We start from the raw sequence: 21,192 nt of genomic DNA, 5'->3' as shown, positions 1-21,192 counted from the left end.
CGGCAAGCGCTGTGCGCGTCAGCTCCATGACCGCAGGCAGCGCGACATTCGGAGGTGCAATCACCGCCAGTACCGGCGTGGCCAATGCCATCGACCTCACCAGCAATGCCGGCGGCACGATCAATTTCACTGGTGCCCTCAACCTGACCACGGATGGCGGCTTCGGTTTCAGGGCCATCGATGGCGGCACGGTGTCGGTGACGGCGGCCGGCAACACCATCAGCACCGGCGCCGGCGTGACGGAACGCGGCATCCAGCTCGGCGGCACCGGCCTGACGATTGGCACTGGCGGAATCAGTTTCGCCAGCGTGACCGTCGACGGCTCCGGTGGCACAGTGCCGACCGGCATCCTCATCGAGAACACCAGCGGCGGCAACGTCACCTTCGGTACCGTCAACATCAGCCGTGCCATGGGCGACGCCATCCGGCTGACAAATGTTCAGAGCGGCACCTATACCTTTGGTGGTACGACCACCATAGCAATGGTTGGCGGAACGGGTCCGGGCTTCGCCGTCCAGGGCAGTGCCGCCACCATCAACGTCAACAACCTGGTCACGTCCAATGTCGCCGGCGCCGACGTCAGCCTGACCAACAACACCGGTACGATCTCGATCGGCGGTACCATCACCAACGGCGGCTCCGGTGACGGCGTCGTCGTTTCGGGCGGCAGCGCTGCGATCACCATCGGAGCCGCGATCTCGAGCTCGGCCGTCCTGGGGGGCAATGCCGTCAAGATCGACGGCATCACAGGCGGCTCGGTTGCGTTCACCGGTCCTGTCACCTCGACCAGCTTCGGCAACCTGTTGACCATCGGCGCGACGACTGCGCCGACCGGCGGCACGATCAGCTTCACCGGTTCGGCACTGACCGCGAGCGGCGGCGGAACGGTGACGATTGCCGGGCTCGGCGCCGGCGCGACCTTCAACGCCAGCGCGCCGCTGTCGATTTCCAACACAACCGGGACCGGCTTGCTGGTGACCAATGTCGCCGGCAGCGCCACTTTCGGTTCCGTCACGGTCAGTGACGCCGCGACCGGCATCGGTCTCGGCAACAACACCGGCACTGTTGCATTCGGCGCTACCAGTGTGACCAATGTAGGGCTGGGCCAGACCGGTGTCAGCGTGTCCGGGACCAATGCGGGTACGGTGTCCTTCGCCAGCCTCGGCATCGCCATGTCCGGCAATGGTGCTACCGGCACCAGCTTCGCCAATGCGGTGATGAACGGGACCTTCACCGCCACTGACTTCGACCTGACCAGCGACAGTTCGCTCGGCACGACGGCAGTGGATTTGTCCAACACCACCGGCACGGGTACCATCCAGCTGGGCGACGCGGGCGCGCCCGGCAACACGACCGCTGCCACCATCGGCGGCAGCGGGAACGGACCGGCGATCGGCTTTCAATTCACCAGCACGACGGCGGTCAACTTCATTTATGGCGATGGCGAGGGAACAGTCGACAAGCTGTCGACGGTGAAGGCCGTCGACATCATGGCCTCGACTGGCGCCTTCCCCGTCGCCGGAACTTACAATTTCAAGGACGTCGACGGCGCCAATGGCGGTTTCGTCGGCGATATCTCGGAGGCGCAAGGGCCGACGGTCTATTACGTCGACCAGAACGGCACCGGCAACGGCACGGCTGCAAATCCGGGATCTATCGAGGGCGCGGAAGCTTCGGGCGCCGACGTCATCGTCTTCATCGACACGTCGGTAAACGGCACCAGCGACTTCATCGACATGATGCTGGCGCAGCAGGTCGGTGCCGGCAACAACACCTTCAACCTGGCCGATGGCCAGGTGGTGATCGGACTTAAGGCAGGCGAATCCGTCGACACGGCGCCGCTCGGCGCCGTCGGCGGCGGCCTCGGCAATGCGTTCAGCTTCAGCGGCATCAGTTCGTCGACGATCATCGACGCGCCCAGCGGTATCGACACCGTGCTGCCGACCCCTGACCACCGCCAATGGCAACACGATCAGCTTCACCGGCACCGCCAGCATCGACAACGTCATCATCGCCAACACCGGCGCCGGCATCGGCATCCAGGGCAGCGACATCACCAAGCTGATCCTCAGCCGCGCCACGATTGCTGGCGGCAGTGGAGGCGCGCTGTCGCTGGCCGATGGGGCGGCAAACGGCGAAATCGCGCTGTCGGATCTGATCCTGTCGGCGACGGGCGGCAACATCGGTGTCGTCGATGGCGCAGTGGGCGCTGGCGTGCTGAAGGTCAGTGCCTTCTCCGACATTACGCTGCTGGGCAACAACGGTGAAATCGGTGGTTTCATTCTCGGTGGTGTCGTGTTCGACGGCAATGCAGCGACCGCGGGTATCGACCAGGTCGACGGCGGGGCATTCGTCGCGGGCACCGCGACCAATCGCGTCGGCGGCTACGGGCTCATCCTGGACGACAACATCTCCGGCAACTTGAAGTTCGGCACGACGAACATCGCCGTCCAGCAGGCCTTCAATGCGATTTTCACAGGCAATGTCGCGCTTGGCATCTACGCCAGCGCCCTCGACGGCTCCTCAAGTACCATCGACTTTGGCGCAGCCACCATCGACGTCGCAGGCGGCGGCACGGCAGGCAGCTTCTTCAATGGCGCCCATATCTACGCCAATAGCACCAACAAGATCGGCTTCTCTGGCGCCACCAGCTTTACCGGCACGAACGGCGTCGGCGGCATCTCTGCCAACGAGACGTCGGCAGTTGGCGGTGAGCTCTTCTTCGGTAGCGCCAGCAACACGTTCAACGTCAACGGTCCCGCGCTCGATGTCTCCAACATCTCGCTCACCAATGGGGCGGCTGGTTCGGCGCAGTTCGGCTCGATCAATGTGACCGGCGGCCAGAACGGCATCAAGCTGGTCGATCTGATTGCCTCGCCGACGGTCCAGTTCAATGGCCCCGTCACGATTGCCAACACCACTGTCAACGCGATCCAGCTCGACAACGTCGCCAATGGCGTGTCGGTGACCTTCGCCGGGACCGTCGGGATCACCAATGCCGGGCAAGGCGGCGTCAAGTGGCAGCGCTCCGCCGGCAGTACCGATACGCTGACTTTCGCCGGTGGTCTCGACATCCAGAACAATGCTGGGGTCGGCTTCAATGCCGCCTACGGCGATGTCGTGCTGTCGGGTGCTGCGACCAGAAACATCGCCACGACGAATGGGCGTGCGCTGGTCATCAACGGCGCCAACTTCAGCAACGGTGCTGCCGGCGCGGCCGAGTTCAACAATGTCAGCGCCAGCGGCTATCTCAGCGGTGGCGGCATCGACATCAATGCCGGCTCCGGCGCCGTCCGCTTCGGCGGGACGGTGACCCTGTCACCGGATGCCGCCACGGTCGGAACCGCCTTCGGCGTCAGCATCGGTGGGGCCAGCACGGGCACCTACACCTTCGCCGGAACCACCACCATCACCGGCGGCAACGACGACAACGGTGTCTACATCAGGAACACGGGCGCCAGTCTGATCGTCGATTTCACCGGCCCGCTGAACGTGACGACCGGCCTGAACGCTGTCGATCTCAGCGACACGACAGGCAACCTCGCCTTCTCGATCCAGCATGCGTCGAGCAGCTTGGCCACCACGACCTCGACCGGCACCGCGTTCCTGGCGGTCGGCGGCAGTGGCACGATCAGCAGCGCCGCCTCTATCTCCAGCGTCGGTCTCGGTGCGTCGATCAGCGGCCGCACCGGCGGAACCGTCACTCTGTCGGGCAACATTACCCAGGCGCTCCGCGGCGTCGAGGTCAATGGCGGCACCGGCGGAAGTGTCGTCTTCTCCGGCACGCAGAAGACGCTCAATACCGGCACCTTGAACGCCGTGCGTGTGTTCTCGCCGACGGCGGTCAGCTTCATCAATGGTGGCCTCGACATCGACACCACGACGGGCACGGGCATCAGCGTCAACGGCACCGGCGGCACCGCGAGCGTCACCGTCTCCGGCGCCGGCAACACTGTTGACACCGGCTCCGGCACGGGCGTTGCCGTCACCGGCGGCGCCGGTGCAGTTGCCGTCGACATCAATTCGACGATCGCCTCGACGAGCGGTCTGGCGGCCAATGTCCAGGGCGTCACGTCGGGCACGGTTACGCTGTCGGGCAATCTGAATGCAGCTGGCATCGTCGTAAATGCCAACACCGGCGGTACCATCGACTTCTCGGGCACGATGAAGACCCTGACCTCTGGAATCGCGAACGCCGTCAACCTGACCAACAACACCGGCGCGACGATCAATTTCAGCAATGGCGGCCTGGCGATCAATTCCACAAGCGGCAGCGGCTTCAGCGCCAGCGGCGGCGGCACCATCAGTGTCGGCACCGGCGGCAATGCCAACACGATCGCCACGACGACCGGCACGGCGCTGAGCCTCAATGGAGTCACAGTTGGGACCAGCGGCCTGAGTTTCGCGTCCGTTACGGTGAATGGTGCGGCCACAGGCATTTCGCTGACCAATGTCGCTTCGAGCGGTGGCGGCGTCATTGCGCTGGGCACCGTGAACCTGCAAGGGATCACCGTGCGTGGCGTCGACGTCTCCGGCACGCTCGGCGCAGCGACATCCTTCAATGACCTCGACATCGGCCTGAACGGTTCGGCCATTGCCTTCGACCTCAATGGCGCGACAATCAATGCGGCGGTCACGGCCAACGATTTCGATGTCACCAATTCGGCGGCGGCCGGCACCTCGATCGGCGTCGATCTTCGCGGCGCCACTGGCGCCCAGACCGTCCGCCTGGGCGATGCCGTGGCGGCTGGCAGCAGCTCGAGCATCGCCGGCGTCAACACCGGCATCTTCCTCAACAGCACGACCAACCTCGCCTTCACCTATGGTGATGGCGAGTCGACTACAGACCAGTTGTCGACGATCTCGGCCAATGTTGCGATCGACGCCAGCAGCGCGCCGGCAGCCGGCAGTTACAATTTCCAGGATGTCAATTTCCAGGCCAGCCCGGGCCTCGGTTTCGGCATCGGCAAGGTCTACTTCGTCGACAGCGATGGCGCCACCGGCGGCGGCAATGGCTCCGGCGTCGACGGCGCCAATCCGATGACGCTGGCTGCGGCCGAGGCGGTCGCGACCGTCAACGACATCATCGTGCTGATCAACAACGGCAACGTCATCACGGCAGCTGGTACCAACGCCGACAACACGCTCAACCTGGCTGCCGGCACGCAGGTGCGCGGGTTCGGCAATGGCGCGATCAACCTCGCGATGACCGTGCCGAGCACGATCCAGCTCGCCAGCAACACGATCTCCATCGCGGCGGTCGGTAGCGGTGCCGCGACGCTGACCAGCAGCGCCGGCAGCAACGTCATCACGCTGGGCGCCAGCGGCAACATCATCGACGGCTTCATCCTCGACGGCAGCCCGGCAACTGCGGCGCGCGGCATCAAGGACAACGGCGCTGGTGCTTCCGGCACCACGATCTCGAACATGACGATCAGGAACTTCCTGACCGCTGGTATCGAGATCACGCCTTCGTCCAGCACGACGATCAACAACGTCACCTTCTCGGACAACGGGTCCGACGCGATCCTCAATGCCTCGAACACCACCATCACCAATGTGACCAGTACCAATGCTACCGGCATCGCCTTCGACATCCGCAATGCCAGCGGCACGACGACGCTCGGCAATATCTCGATCACCGGTGCCGGTACCGGCGGCATCTCCTTCGGCGGCGCCTCCGGCCCTGCCGGCACGATCACCGCCACCAATGTCGACATCGGCGGCGCCAACGCCCTTGCCATAACCGGCGGCAATGCCGCGATCAGCTTCGATGCGGCAAGCTCCATCGCCAACAGCTCGGGCACGGCGGTGACGATCGCCAACCGCACCGGCGGCAGCTTCAGCTTCGGCGGCACGGTCGTGGCCAATGGCGCGGGGAGCGGCATCAGCGTCTCGGGCGCCACGGCGGCAAGCGCGGTCAGCTTCACCGGCACCGTCGACCTCGGCACCACGACGGCCATGACCGGCACTGCCGTTGCCATCAACAACAACGGCCAAGCCTCGACGATCAGCTTCGCCAATCTCGACATCGTCAGCAGCGGCACGATCGGCTTCTCGGTCAGCAATGGTGGCACGGTCAACGTCACCACCGGCACGATCAACGCCACCTCGGCGCAGGCCGTGTCGCTCAGCGGCGTCGCCGCCACCGCCACCTTCACCACGGTCACCTCGACCGGCGGCACCAACAATGTCGGCCTGACCAACGTCACCGGCACGGTCAATCTGGGCACGGGCGCGCTGTCCGGAGCCTCGGGTGCCGCGTTCTTGGCCAGCGGCGGCAGTGCCAACGTCAGTTATGCCGGCACCATTACCAAGACGACCGCCGGCAATGTCGTCAACATCGCCAGCCGTACCGGCGGCACGCTGACCCTGTCGGGCAACGTCAGCGCGACCGGTGGCTTTGCGAACGGCATTTCAGTGAGCAGCAACAGTGGCGGCACGATCAACTTCTCGGGCTCTACCAAGACGCTGACGACGGGCGCGAACTCCGCCGTCAGTCTGGCGAGTAACAGCGGCACGACGATCAACTTCACCGGTGGCGGGCTGGCCATCTCTACCACATCAGGCGCCGGCTTCAGCGCCACGGGCGGCGGCACGGTCAGCGTCCAGGGCTCGAACAACACCATCGCTTCGACGACCGGCACGGCGCTCACCGTCACCAGCACGACCATCGGCGCAAATGACCTGACCTTCCGCAGTATTTCGTCCAATGGTGCCGCCAATGGCATCGTGCTCAACACCACGGGTGCTCTTGGCGGCCTGACGGTGACCGGCGACGGCGGCAGCAGCAACAACGGCTCGGGCGGTATCATCCAGAATTCGAGCGGAGACGGCATCAGCCTGAACAACACCGCGCAGGTGCGGCTCGCCCGGATGAACATCACCAACAATCTTGGCAGCGGCATCGGTGGTTCCACGATCAACGGGCTGCTGATCGAGCGGTTCAACATCAGCGGCAACGGCAACGACGCTGGGACCGACGAATCCGGCATCAATGTTTACGAACTGACCGGCTCCGCATTTGCCGGCGCCAACGCTACCGGGATTATCGACTCGGTGATCAGCAACAACAATGAGTTTGAAGTACAGATCACGAATACCGCGGGCACACTTAGCGATTTCCGCCTGACCAACAACACGATATCCAGCGACGGGTTGCCTATCAACGGCAACGGTGTCTCTCCGCATGGCAACCTGGTCAACTTCTTGGCGCTTGGCAGCGCCAACATGACGCTCAATACCAATGGCGGCACTTTCACGGGCAATTGGAATGCCGCTACCCCCCCTGTCACTATTACCGCGACTGCTATTCATACCGATCATTCCGGCAGCAGCGGACTGATGACGGTCAACGTCAATGGTGGCACGTTCACCAACAACAACGTCGCCGTGAGCGTGTCGTCGGCAAATGGCGGCAATCTCGATTTCGACATCAATGGCGTTACCGCCACCGGCAATCGTGCACATGGTCTCAATCTTTTTGTTGGTGCGTCGAGCACAGGAGCGGTCACCGGAACCTTCCGCAACAACATCATCGGCACGGCAGGTGTCACAGGATCGGGTGCCGACCTCGGCTTCGGTATTCGTGTCCAGAACGAGGGCAGTACCACAACTGCAAATGCGGTTACGGTATTGATCGAAAATAACACAGTGCGCGAACTTGCCAATTTCGCGGCGATCAATGTCAACCAGGGCATCGTCGGCCAGGCGTTTACCCGCACCCAGAACGTCACGGTCCGGAACAACATTATTTCCGATGTAGACAACAGTCGCGGCATCACCATCCAGCAGAACAACAGCACGGCCCCGGGCATCATGAACGCGACCATTCATGGCAACACGTTTGCCAATGTAGCTGGCCAAGCCGGCGACGGGACCGAGATCCGGCTTCGCCAGTTGGCTGGTGGAACGTTCAATCTGGTTCAGCTCAGCGCGGCTGATCTCGCAACGCTGAACGGGCTCACCCTGGCGGATCTTAGCATTGGAGGGACAATCACCTTCGGGGCGGCGCCACCACCGCTGCCTTGACCGGCATTCATCTCTTGCCCGGATGGTCCGGATTGGGTGAATAGTGCCTAAGATGGCTTGAAATATAATTTCGGTAGTTGATAGAATAGTTTTCTTAGTAGACAGTTCTAATTCTTGATTCTAGGTTGAAATGGATTGAGGAGAGATCATGGCGGAACCATTTCTATCGGAAATTCGCATCATGTCCTTTGCGTTTGCGCCCAGGGGTTGGGCATTGTGCAATGGACAGCTTCTTCCGATAAACCAGAACCAGGGATTGTTTTCTCTTCTGGGTACGACGTTCGGCGGCGATGGCCGGGTGAATTTTGCCCTGCCGGACTATCGCGGTCGCCTGCCGATCCATGTCGGCTCCAACCATGCACTGGGTGAACGTGGTGGTGAGCCGGCGCATACGCTGTCGATTTCCGAAATACCCACTCACACCCATGTTCTCAGCGGGTCCAGTTCGCAAGGTGACGCCGTCAATCCGCGACCGCAGAACACCAACGGCACGGTGTTTGCCAAGGACCCGGGCAACACCTACTCGGCGAGCGCGCAGAGTTTGGTGGCTTTGAAAGCCGGCAGCATCAGCAACATCGGCGGCAGCCAGGCGCATCTCAACATGCAGCCGTTCCTGACGCTCAGCTTCTGTATCGCCCTCCAGGGCATCTTCCCTTCGCCGACCTGAGGAGGCAAAGCCATGGCACAGCCCTATGTTGGCGAGGTTCGCATGTTTGCCGGCAATTTCGCGCCGGCGGGATGGATGTTCTGCGAAGGTCAGCTGCTGCCGATCTCCGAGAACGAGACGCTGTTCAACCTCATCGGTACGACCTATGGCGGCGACGGTGAGAGCACGTTCGCGCTGCCCGATCTGCGCGGCCGGGTGCCGCTGCATCAGGGCAATGGATTTATCCTGGCCGAGACCGGCGGCGCCGAGGAGATCACGCTGACCATCGGCCAGATACCCGCGCACTCCCATCCCTTGCTCGGCTCGACCGTCAATGGCGCCCAGCCGGCACCCGAAGGTAACGTCCTGGCCAGCTCGACTGTGATCACGCCCTACGCTCCGGAGACGGTGACTGTAGCTATGGCGCAAGCCTCGGTGGGATCGGTCGGCGGCAGCCTGCCGCACACCAACTTCCAGCCCTATCTCTGCATCAATTTCATCATCTCGCTTTTTGGAATTTTCCCGTCGCCGACCTGAGAGGAAGCAATGGCCGACCCCTTCGTCGCCGAAATCCGTATTTTTCCCTTCAACTTCGCGCCCAGGGGGTGGGCGTGGTGCGACGGCCAGTTGTTGCCGCTGTCGCAGAACACCGCCCTCTTCTCATTGCTTGGCACGACCTATGGCGGCAACGGCAAATCCAATTTCGCCTTGCCCGATCTGCAGGGACGAACGCCGATGCACCCCGGCCAAGGACCGGGGCTGTCGCTGCACGATCTCGGCGAAACAGGCGGTGAAGAGACGGTGACCCTGATCGAATCCGAAATCCCGATGCATTCGCACACTTTGATGGCGACGAACGAAGATGGCACGCAAGGCTCGCTGACGGCAGACGTCACCGTGGCCAATTCGATTGGCGGCAAGCTTTACCAGACCAATGTCTCAGCCAATTTGACATCCATGAATGCCAATGCTCTCGCACCCGCCGGCGGCGACGCAGCACACAACAATCTGCAACCATACCTCACCTGCTATTTCTGTATCGCGCTGCAGGGCGTCTTCCCGCCCAGAGGATAATGAATTCCGAGCCACGCAGGACCAACATCATGGCCAAGAAAGCAGCTCCCAAGTCGAAGGCGCCTGAAGGTGCCGGCAAGAAGGCCGCCCCCGCGGCTGCGAAGAAGCCAGCCGCTGCCAAGGCGCCTGCCGCAAAGACGGTGGCCGCGCCGGTGGCGAAGAAGACAGCGGTGAAGTCGGCACCCGCGTCGAAGGCGAAATCCGCCGCCGCGCCTGCTCCAAAGAAGCAAGCGGCAGCCAAGGCAACGGCCTCGAAGGTCAAGGCTGCCTCTGCAGCAGCGGTCAAGCCCTCCAAGGCTCTGGCCGTGCGGCCGAATAGGTCGAGCGCCCCGGCACTGCGGCACCTTCCGCCGGGCGTGAAATTCTTCGAGCTGTCGCGCCTGATGGTCGTCGCCATCGACGGCGGCAGCAACCTGGTCCAGAAGGCGCAGAACGGTCCCAATGGCCCCTGGGCCAAGGCTTGGACGCCGGTCGCGCCGGGCACCTACGCCATCATGGCGACAGGCTTGACGCGCGATGGCCGGGTCGCCGTGGTGGCACAGCCGTCCGGCGGCCCGCAACTCGTCTTCATCACCGAAGACGCCAACCAGGTTGGGCCGATCGAGAAATGGAACCCGCCAGTCAACATCGGCGCGGTACCGGGCGCAACAGGCTATCAGAGTATGTCGATGGCACGGGATGCCGACGGTCTGATTGAGATCTTTGTCGTCACCGCCAATGGCCAGATCTGGTGGATACGCGAGAATCCGCCGAAGCTGGTCGAAAAGACGGTCACCGTCACGCCGCCCGGTACCGACAAGCCGATCACCGTGACCGTCCAGGAGCAGGCGCCTCCGGACAAGCCGTGGAGCGACTGGCAGCAGATACCCGCAGCGTGGTCGCCATATCGGCCAAGCGCCAGGGCGACGGGCGCATCGTCCTGTTCGGCATCAATTCGGGTCTCAACCTCTATCGTTGCCAGCAATCTGTCGCGCGCACGACGGCCGTCGCCCAGTGGACGCCTTGGTGATGATGAACACGTCGACGACCGGCACGTTTGTCGCCATGGCGCCGGTGATGGGCCCGGCGGCGGGCTCAATTTCTTCGGCCTGACCAGCAATGGCCAGGTGGTGCACACAAGGCAGCAGCCGGCGGGATCGGATACGTGGACGCCATGGGCGACGCCGGGCTTCTCGCGCACGCCCATCTACACGCTCGCCAGCGGCATTCAGGGCGACAACGATATCGTGCTTGTCGGCAGCGACCGCAGTTTTGTTCATCAGTTCAATGCGCAGAACAGCGCGCGCACCCAGAACTGGACCGGCTGGCGCGATTTTTCCAATTCTGACGGCAATGTCGAGTTCAAGCTCGACTACAACACGCGGATGGCCGGCTGATGCTCTTCAGCCATGCGACGAGATCCCCGGCCGGAGGCGGCCTGTGGCCAAGCGCCAGACCGCATTCGACAGCACGGAATGGGACCTCGACTGGGATCAACTGGCCGATGGCGGCATCCGCCGCTTCTCGGTCGTGCGTGACCTGACGCCGCCGGTCTGATGACTGCAATTCTGAAGGGCAAGGCCGAGCTCGTCTCGGCAGGGAGTCTGTCGTTCTGGCGTCGTTCTCGCCAGGCGGGTCTGAGTTTCCGGCCGGCCGGCGATCAGGACCTGTCGTTCCTATCGGCGCTGTATGCTTCGACGCGATGGCAGGAGCTCGAGCGACGGGATGGTCGGAGGGCCAGAAACAATCGTTCCTGGCACAGCAGTTCGCCGCCCAGCACCATCACTACATCAAGCATTATCCCGGTGCCGAACGGCTCGTCATCCATCATGCCGGCCGTCCCATCGGCCGGCTCTATCTCGCGCGCTGGCAGGATGAGCACCGTATCGTCGATGTCGCTTTCGTAGCCGAGGCCTGCGGCCAGGGCTACGGCACGGCTGTGCTGGGCGACGCGCGCTCGACGAGGCTTTTGCGGCGGCAAGCGCGCCTCGATCCACGTCGAAAAGAACAACCCGGCGAAGCGGCTCTATCTCAGGCTGGGTTTCACCGTCGTCGAAGACAAGGGCGTCTACGACCTGATGGCGGCGTTTCCGCCTGGCCGGCAGCCGTCATGACGCTTCAGTTGAACACGGCCTCGTAGAACACGGCGGTCGCGTCAGCCGACACCGGCACGATGAAGATGTCGTCGGCGAAATCGGTGCCGACGAAGCGGTACGTCGCCTGTTGCAGGGCCGCCTCGCGCGGCCCTTTGAACTGCAGCGAAAAACGCCGCCCGGACGTGCGCTCGAGGACAGCGGTTTCACCGCTTCCAGTTCGAGCTGCAACTGCGTGCCGCCGGCGTCGACTGTGAATGTCTGCCCGACAGACAGAGCTTTCGAAATCCGAAGCCGAAATCATCTCTGGTCCGCCCTGTAGTGTACAATCCGCGAAGCACCCAATCTTGCTGCTTGCCAGTGTCCTGTCCATAGTCGCAGTACAGTTTCGCGACGTTGCCAACGCATCAAGCACATATCAAGACGATCGCACTATCGCCACGCGATCCGAGCCGCCGGAGGACTTGACCGATGACTGAACCGATGACCGAAACCAAAGCCGTGGAAGGTACCGCGGCCGCCGGCCTGCCGCTGTTCTATTCCAGACCCGAGGCGCTCAATCCGGGTCGGCACGGCTCGCTCGGCCTGACGGCGCGCAGCGATTTCTCCTTTGCCCGCCAGGCGCATGCGATCCCGGTGGTGGCATCGGAAATGCCGGCGGCGATGCGTTCCTATCCGATCGTCTTCATCGGGGCGGCCAAGGCGCCTGTCGTCATCACCGGATTGCGCCAGAACGAAAACCTGTTCGTCGAGGCAAGCGGCAAGTGGCTCGAGCCGCATTACATTCCGGCCTATGTCCGCCGCTACCCCTTATCCTCGCCGACGACTCCGGAACGGGCACCGGCCGGCTGACCTTGTGCGTCGACCGTGCCAGCGAGCGCGTCACCGAGGTATCCTCCAGCGCCGGCAAGGTCGCGCCGTTCTTCAATGCGGCCGAAGCCAGCGAGGCAAGCAAGCAGGCGCTCGCCTTCTGCAACCAGTTCCAGATCGATTTCAATGCCACCCGTGCGATGGTGGAAAAGATCGACGCCCACGGCCTGTTTGCGCCGCGCCAGAGCACGGTCACGCTCGAAGGCGGTGAAGTGCTCAACGTCACCGATTTCCAGGTCATCGACGAGCCGGCATTCAACAAGCTATCCGACGAAGCCTTTCTCGATTTGCGCAGATCGGGCGCGCTCGGGCTGGTCTATTGCCACCTTGCGTCGAGCAACAGCTGGACCTCGCTCGTCTACCAGGCTTCGCTGCGGCGGCTCGTCACGGGCGTCTGATTTTTCACGACGAAGCTGGGAGCGTTGCGCGGCTCTCTTTTGGAGGGCGTCGGCGCGACCCGTTGCGGTCGACCGGCCACGGAACAAATTCCTGTCTGCACCGTTGCCATCTGGTTGCAGAAGGAAAAGTCATGGCTGACACCCCCAAAACCGAAGCTGCTGGTATCGACGGCATCCAAAGTCGGTCGAAAAACAGATCTCCGAACTGCGTAAGGAGATCGCCAAAATCAACAAATCCCTTACCGACCGCAGCCTGGACATTGTCGCGGAAGCACGCGACACGGCGCACAGCGCAATTGAGGGGGCGTCGACGCGGACGTCGCGAGCGGCCCGGCAGCTTCGCTCGCAAGCCCAATCTGTCTCCGAGGCCGCCCGCGAGAATCCGGCCACGACCGGTGCCGTGATTGGTTTGGCAGGTTTGGTCGGGTTCATGATCGGCTTTGCGGTCGCGAAAGGCTCAAACGATCAGGGTGGCCGCTGGTATTGAACGATCACAGCGCCACCAGCCGCCGCCGGCCATTCCACTCAGTTCCCATAGGAGAACCACATGGCTTCATCCGTGCTCATCGGTATCCTGATCACGTTCCTGGTGATCATACTTGTGCTTTATCTGGTTCAGCGCCTGCCCATCGACGCCAAGATGCGGCAGATTGCGCAGATAATTGTGATCATTATCGGTATCATTTCGCTGCTTAAATACTTGGCAGTCTTTTAGCCGGCTGTGCCACGACAACAAAAAGCGGCTTTTGAGCCGCTTCAGACTGCTGACAAACCCCTGGCGAGAGTTGGGGTTTTGTGATTCAGTGGGTGATGTTGAAGCGAGCTGGCCCTGAACAAACCGCACTTGAGATCGTCACGCTTGATCAACTGGTTCCAGTTGATCACCTTCTGCGCAAGATCGATGGTGTTATCGATTTCTCGTTCATCCACGATCTGACAGCGCCGCTTTACTGCGCCGACAATGGTCGCCCGCCACTCGGGTCGCCCGCCACTCGATCCGACCTTGATGTTCAAGGCGCTGTTCATCGGCTACCTGTTCGGGGTGCGCTCGGCGCGCAATTGGTGCGAGAGATCGAGGTCAATGTCGCCTACCGGTGGTTCCTGCGGCTGAAGCTGACGGACAAGGTGTTCGACGCCTCGACATTGTCGCAGAACCGCCGCCGGCGCTACCAGGACGAGACGATCGCGCAGGCGATCTTCGACCGCATTGTCGAGCAGGCGATCGGGGCAGGCTTGGTCGACGGCACGGTGCTCTACACCGACAGCACGCACCTGAAGGCCAATGCCAACAAGGGCAAGTACGACCTTGCCATGGTCGCCAAGTCGCGTGCCGACTACTGGGGCGAACTCGACCGGGCGATCGATGCCGAACGGGCGCTGCACGGCCAGAAGGCGCTGAAGGAGCAGGAGCGGCAGCCTGCGGTGAAAGAGACGAAGGTCTCGCGCACCGATCCTGAGGCAGGCTATATGGTGCGCGAGGGCAGCCGAAGGGCTTCTTTTATCTCGATCACCGCACGGTGGATGGCGGCTTCGGCATCATCACCGACACGTTTGCCACGCCGGCCAACGTGCATGACTCGATCGTCTATCTCGACCGGCTCGACCGCCAGGTGGAGCGTTTCGGCTTCGACGTCACGGCGGCGGGGCTGGATGCCGGCTATGCCACGCCAGGCATCGCCAAGGGCCTGGAGGACAGGAACATCCAGGGTGTCGTCGGCTATCGCAACCCGCCCCGGCCAAAGCCTGGCAAGATGAGGAAGGGCGCTTTCGTCCATGAGCCGGACCTTGACGGCTATCGTTGCCCGCAGGGCCAGTTGCTCACTTACGCCACCACAGATCGCGGCGGTTATCGCCACTACAGGAGCGACCCGACGATCTGCCGCAACTGTCCGCTGCTGGCGTCTTGCACATCAAACGCCAAGGCCGAGCGCACCATCACGCGCCATGTCTGGCAGGATGTCCGCGAGCGGGTCGATGCCAACCGCTTAACCGCATGGGGCAAGGCGATCTATCGACGCCGCAAGGAGACGGTCGAGCGATCCTTCGCCGATGCCAAGCAGCTCTTCGGCCATCGCTATGCACGCTTCCGAGGGCGAACACGCGTCGCCTGCCAGTGCCTGATCGCAGCCGCCGCCCAAAACATGAAAAAGATCGCAATCAGCCTCTGGCCAAAGCCAAAACCAAGCCTCGCATGAGGCCAAAGCGGGCTCGCAACGGCCCTGGCATCTGCTCCCCGAAATCAATCCAAAAGCTCAATCAACCGCAAAACAAAACCCCGCCGAAATTCGACGGGGTTCGTCAGCAGTCTGAAGCGGCTTTTGAGCCGCTTCTTGTCAGCATCGGGCGCCATGCGCCAAACGTATCAGCACCGCCACCTATCTGGTCAGCCCGTCGCCTTACAGCACGTGGGACAGGAACTCGCGCGTGCGCGGCGATTGCGGGTTTGCGATCATTTCGCGCGGTTCGCCGCGCTCCTCGACGACGCCGCGATCCATGAAGATCAGCTGGTCGCCGACCTCGCGGGCGAAGCCGATCTCGTGGGTGACGACGACCATGGTCATGCCGCTCTCGGCCAGGTCGCGCATGACCACCAGCACCTCGCCGACGAGCTCCGGATCGAGCGCCGAGGTCGGCTCGTCGAACAGCAGCACCTTTGGGTTCATCGCCAATGCTCGCGCGATCGCGACGCGCTGCTGCTGTCCGCCGGAAAGCTGGCGCGGATAGGCGTCTGCCTTGGCGGATAGCCCGACGCGCTCGAGCAGCGCATGGGCCTTGTCCTTGGCTTCGGCCTTGGACATGCCCTTCACCATGATCGGCGCTTCGATCAAATTCTCCAGTGCGGTCATGTGCGAGAACAGGTTGAAGGCCTGGAATACCATGCCGATGTCGGCACGGCGTTGGCACAAAAGCTTGTTGTTGACCTCGTAGAGCTTGCCGTGGCGCAGGTCGTAGCCGACGAATTCGCCGTCGACCAGGAGCACGCCGCCGCTGACCTCTTCGAGATGGTTGATGCAGCGCAGGAAGGTGCTCTTGCCCGAACCCGACGGTCCGATGACACAGGCGACAGAGCCGGTCGGCACGTTGAGGTCGATGCCTTTCAGCACTTCAACTGCGCCGAAGGACTTGCGCACGCCGCGTGCGAACACCATCGAATTGTCGGGAACGCCGAAGCGGGCCTGGTTTTCTGCTTTCGATGTCATGCTGGCTGTGCCACCCGTCCGAACCTGAAGGCGCGTTTCAGCGTGTCGCCGAAGGACGCGCCCTGCTGCAGGTCGCTTCTACCGTAATATTGCTCGATGTAGTGCTGGCAGATCGACAGGATGGTGACGACGAACAGATACCAGAAAGCCACGACGATCAGCAGCGGGATGGTCTCGAAGGTGCGCGCATAGATGCTCTGCGCGGCATAGAGCAAATCGTTGACGGCGATGATGGTGACCAGCGATGTCGTCTTCAGAAGGTTGATCGTTTCGTTGCCGGTCGGCGGCACGATGAAGCGCATTGCCTGGGGCAGCGTGATGCGGCGCAGGATCAGCCGGTGGTTCATGCCGAGACTGCCGGCAGCCTCGGTCTGGCCTGAAGCCACCGAGTTGATGCCGGCGCGCACGATCTCGGCCATGTAGCCGGCTTCATGCAGCGACAGCGCGATGACGGCCGCCACGAAAGGTGTCATGAAATCGTTGGTTTTGACCGTGAACAGCGTGCCGATGAAGGGCAGCGTCAGCGAGAACTCGCGCACCACCAGTGCCAGGTTGAACCAGAAGATCAGCTGGATCAGCGCCGGTGCGCCGCGGAAGAACCAGATGTAGGCGCTGGCAAAGGCGTTCAGGATGCGGCTCGGCGACAGCCGCATGATGGCGACGATCGTGCCGATGACGATCGCCAGCACCATGATGGTGACGGTCAGCACCAGCGTCTGGCCGAGGCCGCGCATGATCGAGGGGTGGAACAGGTACTTTCCGACTGTCGGCCAGTCGAAGGCGGGATTGGTGGCCAGCGCCTTGAGGATCAGTCCGAGGATAGCCAGCGTGATCGCTGTGCCGACCCACAGGCCATAGTGGCGCAGCGGCACGACTGTCAGCGCCTCCGGCGGCGGCGTTTGCGTTTCGGCCCGGTCCATTCAGCCGCCCTCCCAGCAGTGCTGATGGCCGGCGAAGGTTCCATGTCCCTCGCCGGCCTTTCGTATTACTTGCGGATCTTGTCGGCGCTGTCGACGATATAGGCTTCGTCGATCATGGCGCTGGTCATGCCGTACTTGGCCATGATCGTCTTGTAGGTGCCGTTCTTGATCAGCTCGTTGACGCCGGCGGCCAGCATGTCGGCCGTTTCCTTGTCACCCTTGGGGATGGCGATGCCGAGCGGTGCGACGTCGTAGAGACCCGGAACGACCACCATCTGCCCCTTGCTGGTCACCTCGAAATAGCCCGATGCGGTAGCGTCGTCGAGGCGGGCATCGATACGATCGGAGAGCGCGGCCTGGATGATGTCCTTACCCTCCGGGAAGATGCTCTTGGCAATCTCCGGCAGTCCTTTTTCCTTACACTCGGCGCTCAGGCGGTCGGCGATGAAGTCCGACACCGCGCCGCCGATGACGCCGACCCGCTTGCCGCAGAGATTGTTCTCGCCCTGGAACTGCGAGGCTTTGTCGGCGGTCGTAGACGCAACGATGCCTGACTTGATGAACATCACGAAGTCGACCTGCTTCAGGCGCTCGTCGGTGGCGGCGAAGGTTTCCCACGCGACCTTGAAGCGGCCGGCGGCGAGGCCCGGCACCATCGAGGGGAAGGGAATGCGGGTGACTTCAAGCTCGGCGCCGAGCAGCTTGGCGGTTTCCTGGGCCAGCTCGATGTTGATGCCGACCTGCTTGCCGTTTTCGTCGATGAATTCGAACGGCGCGTATTCGAGGGTGTTGGCGATGATCAGCTTGCCGGTGTCCTTGACCTCGGCCGATTTCGGCAGTTCGGCGGCGGTCAGCGCGCCGGCAAAAGTCACCAGGGCGGTTGCAGCCGTTGCGGCCAACGTTGCGCCGCGCAGAAGCGAAAAATGATGCACTTTGTTCCTCCTCATGATGCTGAGATGGCCGGCGGCGGCTGCCCCTGGCTTCGTCCCCGTGACCGCCCTCCCCTCGATGGAGCGCGCTTCTTGCCGTCGGCGTTCACGTCAGAACCAATTCTGATATTGAAATGTATTTTTATGGCCGCTGAATTGTCAAGCGAGCAGCCCCGGCCCTGTCACAGAAATCGCCGCGGCAGAACGGACCTCGATATCGCTTCGTGCTTCACCCGCCACGATCAGAACCGAAGCGAACGCAGCCCGACCGTGCGGTCGATGATCAGGATCGCGGCAAAGGTCATGAAGATGCTGAGCGAGGCGATGGCCGCTGCGGTCGGATCGAAGTTGAAGCGCAGGTAGTCGAACAGTTCGAGCGGCAGCGTGTTCTTGCCGAGCGACTTCAGCAAAAGCGAAATGTTGAAGATGTCGAAGGAGATGACGAAGGCAAACAGGCAGCCGGTGATGATGCCGGGCTTGATCGCCGGCAGCGTCACGCGCCGGAAGGTCATCCAGCCGCCGGCACCGAGGCTGCGCGCCGCCTCTTCCTGCGAACGGTCGAAGTTGAACAGCGCCGACGACACGTTGAGGAAGACATAGGGGAAGGTGACGACGATGTGGCCGATCTGGATGCCGATCGAATAGTCGGTGCCGATCCGGATTTCGTAGAAATAGAACAGCAGCGCGATCGCCGTCAGAATCTCCGGCACCAAAAGCGGTGCGGTCATGATCAAGCGGATGAAGTCGCGGGCCATCGTTGCGTGGCGTGCAACGTAGATCGCCGCCAGTGTGCCGATCACGCCATTGACGACCGTCGATGTCGCGGCGATCTGGATCGAGTAGAGCGTGGCATCGAGGAAGCGCTTGTTGGAAAACAGCGCCTCGAACCAGCGCAGCGAAAAGCCCTCGAGCGGGAACGCCAGGAACTCGCCCGAGTTGAACGACAACAGCACGACCAGCACGATCGGGAACATCAGGAAGATGTAGATCGCCGTGACCAGCGCGGTGAACAGGCGGTCCCAGATGGTCTTTTCGACGCCGTTCGACGAACCTGTCATGGCAGTCTCCGCATCGCGCGCGCCGTGAGCCTGAGATAGAGCCCGACGAAGATGACCGCCACCGCCGCCATGATGATGGCCAATGCCGCCCCCGCCGGCCAGCGGAAGTTGTCGACAAGGTATTGCACCACCAGCACCGACATGGTGCGGCCGCCGGTGCCGCCAAGCATGGCGGGCGTGACATAGGCGCTGATCGACAGCACGAACACCAGGATCGTGCCGGCCTGGATGCCGGGCATGCTGAGCGGCAACGTCACCTTCCAGAAGGTGCGCATGCGCGAGGCGCCGAGCGAGCGCGACGCCATGGCAAGGTCGGGACTGATCGCCTGCAAATTGCCGAGCAAAGGCAGGATGATGAAGGGCAGGAACACATGCGTCAGCGCGATGGTGACGCCGAGCGAATTGTTCATCAGCTGCAGCGGGAAGTCGATCAGGCCGGCTGCCTTGAGCGCCTGGTTGGCAACGCCGTTGTTGGACAGGATGATCATCCAGGCAAAGGTCCTGACGACCAGCCCGACCAGCAGCGGCGACAGCACGAATATGTAGAGCAGGCTGGTCCAGCGCGAGCGCGACTTGGCAAGGTGATAGGCGACGGGATAGCCCAGCAACAGCGAAATGACGGTGACGGTCGCGCCGATCAGCAAGGTGCGTCCGAGGATGCCCCAGATGTAGAAATCGCCGAGCGCCGTCGTGTAATGCGCCAGCGTGAAGCCGTCGCCATAGACGGCGCGGGTCGATGCTTCGCGCAGGCTCATGGTGATGATCGTCAGGTAAGGCAGCGCGAAGAAACCGATCAGCAGCACCAGCGCCGGTACCACCATCCAGGCAGCACTGCCACGGTTGCCCCGGCTCTCCAGGCGAGGTGCCGCCTCGATCGCGCTCATGATGCGAGCACCCAGCTGTCGCGTGCGGCAAAACGCAAGGCGACCTGCTCGCCAATCTCGAGCGGGTTGCGGCCATTGACGTCGACGATCATGCGGTCGCCGCTGGTGAGCCTGACGGCCAACTGGTTGGCACTGCCCTGATAGACCGAGTTGATCACCGATCCGGCGAGCACGTTGTCGTTGTCACCCGTCTCCCCTGTCCCTTGCCTGCGGGTGTCGATGTTTTCCGGCCGGATCATGATCTTGACCTCGGCCCCCCTGGCGAGCCCCGCCGGGCCAGTCGTGCCGATACTGCCGCAAGGCGTGTCGACCTTGTAGCTGTCCGGGCCGAGCGCTTCGGCGATCTTGCCCGCTATGGTGTTCGACCGGCCGATGAAGCCGGCAACCGATTGCGACGCCGGCCGCTCATAGATGTCGCGCGGCGAGCCGAACTGCGAGATCGCGCCGGCGCTCATCACGACGATCTTGTCCGACATCACCATCGCCTCGGCCTGGTCGTGGGTGACATAGATGCTGGTGATGCCGACGCGCTGCTGCAGGTCACGAATGAAGAAGCGCATCTCGTCGCGCAAGGTGGCGTCAAGATTGGCCAGCGGCTCGTCGAGCAAAAGCACCGACGGCTCGATGACCAGCGCGCGGGCCAGCGCCACGCGCTGCTGCTGGCCGCCGGAAAGCTCGCGCGGATAGCGCTTATCGTAGCCTTCGAGGCGCACCATGGCGAGCACGTCGGCAATGCGCCGCTGGCGATCAGGCACGGAAACCTTGCGGACCTCGAGGCCGAAGCTCAGATTCTCGGCCACCGTCATGTGCGGAAAAAGCGCGTAGGACTGGAATACCATGCCGATGTCACGCTGCTCCGGCAGCGCGCGTGTCACGTCGCGGTTTCCGAACAGGATGCGGCCATCGTCGGGCCGTTCGAAGCCGGCGATGCAGCGCAGCGTCGTTGTCTTGCCGCAGCCGCTGGGGCCGAGCAGCGAGACAAACTCGCCCTGGGCAATCGGGATAGAAATATCCTTCAGGATGTGCAGGTTGCCATACCGCTTGTTGATACGGTCGATGGTCAGTGCGGTCATCCGGTGTCCTCGCGCGGTTCTCGGCCGGGAGGTGGGG

16 protein-coding genes and 2 pseudogenes are annotated in these 21,192 nt (G+C 62.8%); 10 read left to right on the top strand and 8 right to left on the bottom strand.

The genetic code is table 11. From position 1 onward, the window contains the following. The first annotated feature begins 1,869 nt into the window (after positions 1-1,869). The 6 genes from SLT36_RS29355 to SLT36_RS29330 all read left to right on the top strand — a co-directional run bounded on the left by SLT36_RS29355 (position 1,870) and on the right by SLT36_RS29330 (position 11,870). Positions 1,870-8,031 carry a right-handed parallel beta-helix repeat-containing protein gene (locus SLT36_RS29355; protein ID WP_432288571.1) on the top strand — a complete coding sequence of 2,054 codons (6,162 nt, stop codon included), beginning with the start codon at positions 1,870-1,872 and terminating at the stop codon, positions 8,029-8,031. Between the two features lie 148 nt (positions 8,032-8,179). After that, positions 8,180-8,698, top strand: a complete 519-nt coding sequence (locus tag SLT36_RS29350) for a phage tail protein (protein WP_432288570.1) — start codon at positions 8,180-8,182, stop codon at positions 8,696-8,698. Between the two features lie 12 nt (positions 8,699-8,710). Further along, positions 8,711-9,214 (top strand): phage tail protein, encoded by a 504-nt coding sequence (locus SLT36_RS29345; protein ID WP_432288568.1) that lies wholly within the window; start codon positions 8,711-8,713, stop codon positions 9,212-9,214. A 9-nt stretch (positions 9,215-9,223) separates the two neighbouring features. Beyond that, the gene (locus tag SLT36_RS29340) at positions 9,224-9,751 is read left to right on the top strand and encodes a phage tail protein (protein WP_432288567.1); all 528 of its coding nucleotides are present in this window, start codon (positions 9,224-9,226) and stop codon (positions 9,749-9,751) included. Positions 9,752-9,780: 29 nt separating this feature from the next. After that, the gene (locus SLT36_RS29335; RefSeq protein WP_432288566.1) at positions 9,781-11,127 is read left to right on the top strand and encodes a hypothetical protein; all 1,347 of its coding nucleotides are present in this window, start codon (positions 9,781-9,783) and stop codon (positions 11,125-11,127) included. A gap of 305 nt (positions 11,128-11,432) precedes the next feature. Then, positions 11,433-11,870: a GNAT family N-acetyltransferase gene (locus SLT36_RS29330; protein WP_432288564.1), complete on the top strand. Its 438-nt coding sequence runs from the start codon at positions 11,433-11,435 to the stop codon at positions 11,868-11,870. On the opposite strand, the gene SLT36_RS29325 is transcribed toward SLT36_RS29330, so the two are convergent. Then, positions 11,849-12,127 (bottom strand): DUF6916 family protein, encoded by a 279-nt coding sequence (locus SLT36_RS29325; RefSeq protein ID WP_432288562.1) that lies wholly within the window; start codon positions 12,125-12,127, stop codon positions 11,849-11,851. The genes SLT36_RS29330 and SLT36_RS29325 overlap by 22 nt on opposite strands. Before the next feature lie 167 nt (positions 12,128-12,294). Here SLT36_RS29325 and SLT36_RS29320 point away from each other — a divergent pair. Beyond that, positions 12,295-13,091: pseudogene (locus tag SLT36_RS29320) on the top strand (SapC family protein). Positions 13,092-13,638: 547 nt separating this feature from the next. Next, positions 13,639-13,806: a Thivi_2564 family membrane protein gene (locus SLT36_RS29315; RefSeq protein ID WP_192320067.1), complete on the top strand. Its 168-nt coding sequence runs from the start codon at positions 13,639-13,641 to the stop codon at positions 13,804-13,806. A gap of 41 nt (positions 13,807-13,847) precedes the next feature. Here SLT36_RS29315 and SLT36_RS29310 read toward each other — a convergent pair whose 3' ends face one another. After that, positions 13,848-14,105 carry a hypothetical protein gene (locus tag SLT36_RS29310; protein WP_432289227.1) on the bottom strand — a complete coding sequence of 86 codons (258 nt, stop codon included), beginning with the start codon at positions 14,103-14,105 and terminating at the stop codon, positions 13,848-13,850. Here SLT36_RS29310 and SLT36_RS29305 point away from each other — a divergent pair. Both SLT36_RS29305 and SLT36_RS29300 read left to right on the top strand, forming a co-directional pair. Next, positions 14,053-14,240 (top strand): annotated as a pseudogene (locus SLT36_RS29305) (transposase); the annotation flags it as partial. The gene SLT36_RS29310 and the pseudogene SLT36_RS29305 overlap by 53 nt on opposite strands. Before the next feature lie 368 nt (positions 14,241-14,608). Beyond that, complete coding sequence (locus SLT36_RS29300) at positions 14,609-15,286, top strand: transposase (protein ID WP_432289201.1); 678 nt, start codon at positions 14,609-14,611, stop codon at positions 15,284-15,286. A gap of 201 nt (positions 15,287-15,487) precedes the next feature. On the opposite strand, the gene SLT36_RS29295 is transcribed toward SLT36_RS29300, so the two are convergent. The 6 genes from SLT36_RS29295 to SLT36_RS29270 form a co-directional block, all read right to left on the bottom strand. Next, positions 15,488-16,291, bottom strand: a complete 804-nt coding sequence (locus SLT36_RS29295; RefSeq protein WP_432289199.1) for an amino acid ABC transporter ATP-binding protein — start codon at positions 16,289-16,291, stop codon at positions 15,488-15,490. Further along, positions 16,288-17,211, bottom strand: a complete 924-nt coding sequence (locus SLT36_RS29290; protein WP_067968357.1) for an amino acid ABC transporter permease — start codon at positions 17,209-17,211, stop codon at positions 16,288-16,290. The genes SLT36_RS29295 and SLT36_RS29290 overlap by 4 nt, the downstream gene beginning before the upstream one ends. Before the next feature lie 65 nt (positions 17,212-17,276). Further along, positions 17,277-18,158, bottom strand: a complete 882-nt coding sequence (locus tag SLT36_RS29285) for an ABC transporter substrate-binding protein (protein ID WP_432289197.1) — start codon at positions 18,156-18,158, stop codon at positions 17,277-17,279. Between the two features lie 224 nt (positions 18,159-18,382). Then, a complete protein-coding gene (locus tag SLT36_RS29280) occupies positions 18,383-19,198 on the bottom strand; it encodes an ABC transporter permease (protein WP_432289196.1) in 816 nt (271 codons plus the stop codon). Beyond that, positions 19,195-20,082, bottom strand: coding sequence for an ABC transporter permease (locus SLT36_RS29275; RefSeq protein WP_432289194.1), 888 nt, complete (start codon positions 20,080-20,082; stop codon positions 19,195-19,197). Before SLT36_RS29275 ends, SLT36_RS29280 begins: the two co-directional genes overlap by 4 nt. Next, the gene (locus SLT36_RS29270) at positions 20,079-21,155 is read right to left on the bottom strand and encodes an ABC transporter ATP-binding protein (protein ID WP_432289192.1); all 1,077 of its coding nucleotides are present in this window, start codon (positions 21,153-21,155) and stop codon (positions 20,079-20,081) included. The genes SLT36_RS29275 and SLT36_RS29270 overlap by 4 nt, the downstream gene beginning before the upstream one ends. Positions 21,156-21,192 lie beyond the last annotated feature (37 nt).

This window comes from Aminobacter sp. BA135 (assembly GCF_050859125.1).
In the GTDB taxonomy this organism is placed as follows: Bacteria; Pseudomonadota; Alphaproteobacteria; order Rhizobiales; family Rhizobiaceae; genus Aminobacter; species Aminobacter ciceronei.
This window is presented reverse-complemented; position numbering and strand designations above follow the sequence as displayed.

Bases quoted from the DNA above. Each gene is read 5' to 3' on its own strand.
- SLT36_RS29355 (WP_432288571.1), top strand. From the start codon at position 1,870: ATGCGTTCAGCTTCAGCGGCATCAGTTCGTCGACGATCATCGACGCGC.
- SLT36_RS29350 (WP_432288570.1), top strand. From the start codon at position 8,180: ATGGCGGAACCATTTCTATCGGAAATTCGCATCATGTCCTTTGCGTTT.
- SLT36_RS29345 (WP_432288568.1), top strand. From the start codon at position 8,711: ATGGCACAGCCCTATGTTGGCGAGGTTCGCATGTTTGCCGGCAATTTC.
- SLT36_RS29340 (WP_432288567.1), top strand. From the start codon at position 9,224: ATGGCCGACCCCTTCGTCGCCGAAATCCGTATTTTTCCCTTCAACTTC.
- SLT36_RS29335 (WP_432288566.1), top strand. From the start codon at position 9,781: ATGGCCAAGAAAGCAGCTCCCAAGTCGAAGGCGCCTGAAGGTGCCGGC.
- SLT36_RS29330 (WP_432288564.1), top strand. From the start codon at position 11,433: ATGGCAGGAGCTCGAGCGACGGGATGGTCGGAGGGCCAGAAACAATCG.
- SLT36_RS29325 (WP_432288562.1), bottom strand. From the start codon at position 12,127: ATGATTTCGGCTTCGGATTTCGAAAGCTCTGTCTGTCGGGCAGACATT.
- SLT36_RS29315 (WP_192320067.1), top strand. From the start codon at position 13,639: ATGGCTTCATCCGTGCTCATCGGTATCCTGATCACGTTCCTGGTGATC.
- SLT36_RS29295 (WP_432289199.1), bottom strand. From the start codon at position 16,291: ATGACATCGAAAGCAGAAAACCAGGCCCGCTTCGGCGTTCCCGACAAT.
- SLT36_RS29290 (WP_067968357.1), bottom strand. From the start codon at position 17,211: ATGGACCGGGCCGAAACGCAAACGCCGCCGCCGGAGGCGCTGACAGTC.
- SLT36_RS29285 (WP_432289197.1), bottom strand. From the start codon at position 18,158: ATGAGGAGGAACAAAGTGCATCATTTTTCGCTTCTGCGCGGCGCAACG.
- SLT36_RS29280 (WP_432289196.1), bottom strand. From the start codon at position 19,198: ATGACAGGTTCGTCGAACGGCGTCGAAAAGACCATCTGGGACCGCCTG.
- SLT36_RS29275 (WP_432289194.1), bottom strand. From the start codon at position 20,082: ATGAGCGCGATCGAGGCGGCACCTCGCCTGGAGAGCCGGGGCAACCGT.
- SLT36_RS29270 (WP_432289192.1), bottom strand. From the start codon at position 21,155: ATGACCGCACTGACCATCGACCGTATCAACAAGCGGTATGGCAACCTG.